5 protein-coding genes are annotated in these 5605 nt (G+C 62.1%); 1 reads left to right on the top strand and 4 read right to left on the bottom strand.

Annotated elements, in window-relative coordinates; genetic code table 11:
- Positions 1-304: magnesium transporter MgtE N-terminal domain-containing protein (locus EN964_RS22520; RefSeq protein ID WP_373565069.1), on the bottom strand; the 304-nt coding region annotated here is incomplete at its 3' end.
- A 273-nt stretch (positions 305-577) separates the two neighbouring features.
- A complete protein-coding gene (locus EN964_RS22515; RefSeq protein ID WP_164749012.1) occupies positions 578-2482 on the bottom strand; it encodes an ABC transporter ATP-binding protein/permease in 1905 nt (634 codons plus the stop codon).
- A 602-nt stretch (positions 2483-3084) separates the two neighbouring features.
- On the opposite strand from EN964_RS22515, the gene EN964_RS22510 reads away from it, so the two are divergent.
- Positions 3085-3522: a hypothetical protein gene (locus EN964_RS22510; RefSeq protein WP_127272122.1), complete on the top strand. Its 438-nt coding sequence runs from the start codon at positions 3085-3087 to the stop codon at positions 3520-3522.
- A 37-nt stretch (positions 3523-3559) separates the two neighbouring features.
- On the opposite strand, the gene EN964_RS22505 is transcribed toward EN964_RS22510, so the two are convergent.
- Complete coding sequence (locus EN964_RS22505; RefSeq protein WP_127272639.1) at positions 3560-4240, bottom strand: DsbA family oxidoreductase; 681 nt, start codon at positions 4238-4240, stop codon at positions 3560-3562.
- 17 nt (positions 4241-4257) lie between these two features.
- Positions 4258-5605 (bottom strand): extracellular solute-binding protein (locus EN964_RS22500; protein ID WP_164775932.1); only part of this gene is annotated, 1348 nt, incomplete at its 5' end.

Here is a 5605-nt window from a genome sequence, read left to right as displayed (position 1 = left end):
GCTCGGAACGGGCCGGCTCCTCCAGCTCGCGCAGGATGTCGGCGGCCCGGTCGACCGACATGGCAGTGAGCAGCTTGCCCGCCTTGGCGCGCGGCAGCGCTTCCATGAGTTCGGACGCGCCGTCGAGTTCCGGCTGGTCGAATATCTCGACCAGACGTTCGAACGTCACTTCACAGAGCAGTTCCGTCGCGGTCTCTCGAGGCTCCCTGTTGAGGGCCTCGACAATGTCGGCGACGTGATCGTTGGCTAGGATACGGGCAATCGCGACGGCTTCGTCGCTTGCCACTGTGGTAATTTCGTTCATGGCTCACTCCTTGCCGTCCGGCAGGACATGAACCATGTGAGGTCACGTCAGGGCGGACGGCTGTTGCGTTCGACTGTGACTGTCGCCAGGCATGGCGCGGTGACCTTTCCGCTTGCGGGTTCGCGTTTTTACTATCTGCAAGCGGGCGCAACATAGGAGCGCGCCTTGCCGTGTCAATCGCGGTGAGGAGGGAAAATGCCGACGAGCGGCCAAGATCGCGAGACTGTGATCGCCGACCCCCGTTCGCCTCGGCAGACCGGGGTGGAATAGCCGTTATTTCTGCTTCAGCCGGCGCGAGAAGCGCAGCCACTTGTCTTCGACCGGCCTTGGGACCGGCCTTGGCTGCACGAGAATGGTGGTGAGCTCGGCGGGCAGGGTCGGAACCAGCGGCTTCTTGGTGGCGACGCCGTCGGCGATCGCGACGATGCTGTGATAGAATTCGCTGCCGGTCATCGATCTCGGCGCAACCGCCTCGTGCATGACGCTGATCACGGTGACATCGGGGCAATTGTCCTTGATGGCCTGGTGGAAGGCGACCTTGCCATCGGGGTCGAGCGCGCCGGTCGCCTCGTCGAGGAACAGCAGCCCCGGCTGCTGCAGCACGATGCGAGCCACCACCAGCTTCTGCTTCTGGCCGCCCGACAGCACCTGGTCCCAGCTTTTGCCTTCGCGGCTTTCGTCGGCCATGTGCTCGATGAAGTCGCCGAGCCCGGCCTTGTGCAGCGCCGACGCCACCTGCGCGTCGCCATGGTCGTGCTCGGAGCCCGGCAGGCAGACCAGTTGCTTCAGCGACACGGGCTGCAGCTTGACCTCCTGGGCGGCATAGAAACTCTTCACGCCTTCGGGGAAGACGATGGTGCCGCGGCCATAGGGCCACAGGCCGTTGATCGCCTTGATCAGCGAGGTCTTGCCGCAGCCGGACTCGCCCTTCAGGAAAGTCCATTCGCCGCGCCGGAAGCGCAGATTGGCGGCGCTGAGGAAGGGCGTCGCATCCTCGCCTTGATGCGCCAGTTCGAGCTTCTGGATGGTCAAGCCGAAAACCGGGTTCTGGCTGGTGTAGTGGAAATCGGAGCGGCCGGTCTGGCTGTAGAATTCCTGCGGATGCTGGACATTCTCGATCGCGTTGGCCAGTTCGGTGACACGCTGGCTGTTGGCGCGCAACGTGGCGATGGCGGGCATGACGTGGATGAACCACGAACACTGGCCGATCAGAGAATTGACCAGCTCGGAGCCGGTTATATAGCCCTTCAGATCGAGGCGGTTGTGGATGAACGGCACGAGGCCCGGTCCATAGGCGACAATGCGCGCGCCGATGAAATTATAGATCAGCTCGAACGACATATAGACGGTGTTGACGATGTTCAGCCGCGTCCAGGTGCCGTCGATATCGACATAGAGCCGGCCATGCATGGTCCTTTGCACGCCTTCGCCCTGAGACGCCGCGACATGGAAGGAGCGGCGCAGGAACGTCGTCAGCTCGCCGCGATAGCTGCCTTCGGCCTTCTGCATCCTGACGTTGAGGCGCTCGAGCAGGCCGCCGAGCTTGACGGCGATCCATGTGTTCAGCGGCACATAGGTGGCGACGGCCAGGAAGGCGAGGATGGCGCTGCCATAGCTGCCGAGGAACTCCAGCCCCTTCACCTCGACGGAGTTTTCGAGCAGCTTCTGGCCGACGAAAAAGAGCGAGGTGGCGACGGCCAGTACGCCCATGGCGAGCCCGATGGCGCCCCCGGTCATGTCCTTGATGGATTCCTGGACACGCTGGTCGATGTTGTCGGGGGCCGGTGCGCCGCTGCCGGTCGATGCATGCTGGGCATGGAAATGCGTATGGTTGCCATCCAGCAGCGCTTCATTGAAGCGGCTGTCCAGCCAACCGCGCCATTTGCGGTGCAATGTCGCCGAGACAAGATTGCGGATGCCGGTGAAGCCAGCGTCCTTGAGTACGACCAGCAGCACGAGGACGCCGGCATTGACCAGCAGCGAGCGAAGCGGCGTGGTGTTGGCGGCGTCATGGAAGAAGGCGATCGAATTGACCAGTTCGCCGGAGGCTTCGGCGAACCAGACACCGGCCTTGCTAGACAGCGCGGTGAGCACCGCGATCACCAGCGTCAGCGTCCAGGCTTCCTTCCAGCGGTCGGAAACCCAGTAGGCCCGCATCAAGCCCCAGAAGCTGCGCATCGACGACACCGGCGTCAGAAGCGATCGCCCTGCGGCATCGCGAGGTGTTTTTTCCGGTACTGACTCTTGCGATGGTCTACCGACCCGAATCACGATCCCGCCCAAACCTTTTTTCTTTTGTTACGGATGGTAACACCAATTGATCATTTTCCATTAATTTAAAACCGGCCCGACCGGATTGCCCCGGCAGCCGTTGCCGTGAGGCAACAGATTACACGCTGAAATATAGCGACAACGGTCGGCAATAATCAAAATATCGATATTGATTTCAGATACTTGATCTTCAATAAAATGCCGTCGATGGAGCTTCCCCTGGGGAAGGCTTTCACACGGTTTCGTGAACTCGAAATCGTGTCGAGCGATCGGTTTTCTCACTGCGGACGGCCCAGAGAGCTCGAAAATTTGCGGTTCGTGACTCGCCAGGAATGCCGTGGTCGTCCTTGCCAGGGGCAGGAAGTGACGGGAGAATCGATCGAGCGGCGCGTTCCGTCTTGTCCGGTCAGCTGAGGGACTGCGTTTGACAATTCATCCACCTGGGATTGAACCTTGCCCGCCATCGTCGACACTCATGCATGTCCGGTTCTCCAACAAGGAAGCTCCCAATGCTTGCACGCGCGGCCGCAATCCTGTCCCTCTTCGCCTGGCTGCCCCTCGTACCGTTGGCGCATGCCGGCGCGCAGAGCATCCCGGCCAGCGCCGAAGGCCAGATCGAGTTCAACACGCCGTCCGGCAACATCGGCTGCATCTACACGGCCAAAGGCGGCACCGGCACCTATGAGCCAAAGGATGGCGGCCCGGAGCTGAGTTGCTCGCGCGTCGAGCCGAGCTACGTCACGATTATCCTGGGTCCGAAGGGGCCAGCCACTCTGATCAAAAACCCGGGCGAGCAGGGCTGCTGCAGCGATGTCGACAAGCTTGGCTACGGCAACAGCTGGAGCGCCGGGCCGTTCTCGTGCCAGTCGTCAACCAAGGGACTGACCTGCACCGCCACGAACGGCCATGGATTTTTCATCAGCAAGGCCAAAGCGACGGTGAAGTAACGTTTGCTGCTGTCGCGGAGAGGAGAGGGCGGTCGGCTCAGCCGGCCTTGTCCAGTTCGCCGCGCGCCTTGGCGGCCGCCACCTGGCGAATGGCATCGGCCAGCGTGTCGGCATCCTGTGCGCCCATGACCGCGTATTTGTCCTCGAGCAGGAAGCACGGCACGCCAGAAATGCCCATGCGCGACGCGGTGGCGATCTCGGTGCGCACCGCCTCGACATCGGCCTCGGTCGGCAAAAGCGTGGCGACCACGGACGCATCCATGCCGGCCTCGCGCGCCGCCTCGACCAGCACGGCATGATCGCCAATGTTTGCGCCTTCCTCGAAATTCAGCTGGAACAGCCGGCGCACAAGCCTGTTCTGAATGGCTTCGCCGGCGGCACCTGCCCAGCGGATCAGCCGATGCGCATCCAGCGTGTTCGGCGCCACCTTGATGGCGTCAAAGGCGAACGAGATGCCTTCGATTTCGCCCAGCGGCTCGATGCGGGCGTGAATCTCGCGGATGCGCTGATCACTGCCGAATTTTGCCAGCATGTATTCGCGGCGGTCCTTGCCTTCAGGCGGAATGGTCGGATCGAGCTGGAACGGCCGCCAGCGGACATGCACGTCGACATCGCCGACGGCGGCAATCGCCCTGTCGAGCCGCTTCTGGCCGATGAAGCACCAGGGGCAGACGACATCGGACACCACATCGACGGTGATGGCGTTCAATTCGCTCATCTCGATCTCCTGATCCCTCAGTTGGGTTTGCGCCACCATGTTGGCAGCTGATACCCGAATATGGGCGTCTTTTGCGGATGTTCCAGGTAGTTCCAGTAGGCAATCCATTGCTGCGTGTTGTGCTGCATCGGCACCATGTAGTTGCCGGAGATCAGCAGCCGGTCGAGAACGCGAACGGCGGCAACATAATCCTCCTTGGAGCGGGCGCGCAGCATCGCCTCGATCGCCGCGTCCACAGCCGGATCGGCGACGCCTGCGAGATTGAACGAGCCTTCCGTCCTGGCCGCGGCGGAACTCCAGCGCCCGCTCTGCTCGATGCCGGGCGACAACGAATTGTTGAAGCCGCTCGATCCGATCAGGACCTCAAAGTCGAAGCGCTGCTTGCGCGACTGGATCTGGTCGCCGTCGAGGCTGCGAATGGTGAGATCGATGCCGATCTTCTCCAGCGTGCGCTGGTAGATGCCGGCAAGGCGCTCCTCGTCCTGCGATGCGGTCAGGATTTCGAAGCTGAAGGGTTTGCCTTCGGGATCGAGCATCGTTCCATTCTGCACGTGGTAGCCGACACTTTTCAAAAGATCGAAGGCTGCCTTCAGCACGCGGCGGTCCTGGCCCGATCCGTCGGTCACCGGCGGCCGCCATGTACCGTCCATGACATCGGCCGGGACGCGGCCGGGGTAGGGCGCCAGAAGCGCTTTCTCCCTGTCGTCGGCCGGATGGCCGATCGCGGAAAGCTCGGAATTCTGCCAGTAACTCATCGTGCGCGTGTATTTGCCGCCGAACAGGTTCTTGTTGGCCCATTCAAAGTCGTAGAGCATGCCGAGCGCGCGCCGCACGACAGGGTTGGCGAATTTCGGCAACCGCGTGTTGAACAGGAAACCGGTCACCACGGGCGGAATGCCGGTGTCGAAGGTTTCGGCGACGACGTCGCCCTTGTGGAAGGCCGGAAAATCGAGATCGCGCTCGCGCTTCACCGGATCACTGTCGTCGTCGATGGCGCAAAGGCCTTTCTTGAACGCTTCGAGCTTGGCGTTGGCGTTGAGGAAATACTCGATGGTGATCTGGTCGTAATTGTCGAAACCGCGCTTGGCCGGGACGTCCTTGCCCCAGTAGTCCGGGTTGCGCTTGAACACGATGCGCTGGCCGGGCTGCACCTGCGCGATCCTATAAGGGCCGCTGCCGATCACCGGCTTGAGCGTCGTCCTGTCGAAAGTCTCCTTGTCGAAGGCGTGCTTCGGGATGATCGGGGTCAGCGCGATGATCAGCGGGAATTCGCGATCGGCCTTGTCGTTGAAGGTGAAGCGCACGCTGTGATCGCCGGTCTTTTCGAGCTTGGCGACCCTGGCCATGCGATCGCTGTAAGGCGGG

The organism is Mesorhizobium sp. M7A.F.Ca.CA.001.10.2.1, assembly GCF_003998575.1.
GTDB lineage: Bacteria > Pseudomonadota > Alphaproteobacteria > Rhizobiales > Rhizobiaceae > Mesorhizobium.
The sequence above is the reverse complement of the archived record's forward strand: the minus strand, read 5'-3'. Positions and strand labels throughout refer to the sequence as shown.

Bases quoted from the DNA above. Each gene is read 5' to 3' on its own strand.
- EN964_RS22515 (WP_164749012.1), bottom strand. From the start codon at position 2,482: ATGCGCAGCTTCTGGGGCTTGATGCGGGCCTACTGGGTTTCCGACCGC.
- EN964_RS22505 (WP_127272639.1), bottom strand. From the start codon at position 4,240: ATGAGCGAATTGAACGCCATCACCGTCGATGTGGTGTCCGATGTCGTC.
- EN964_RS22510 (WP_127272122.1), top strand. From the start codon at position 3,085: ATGCTTGCACGCGCGGCCGCAATCCTGTCCCTCTTCGCCTGGCTGCCC.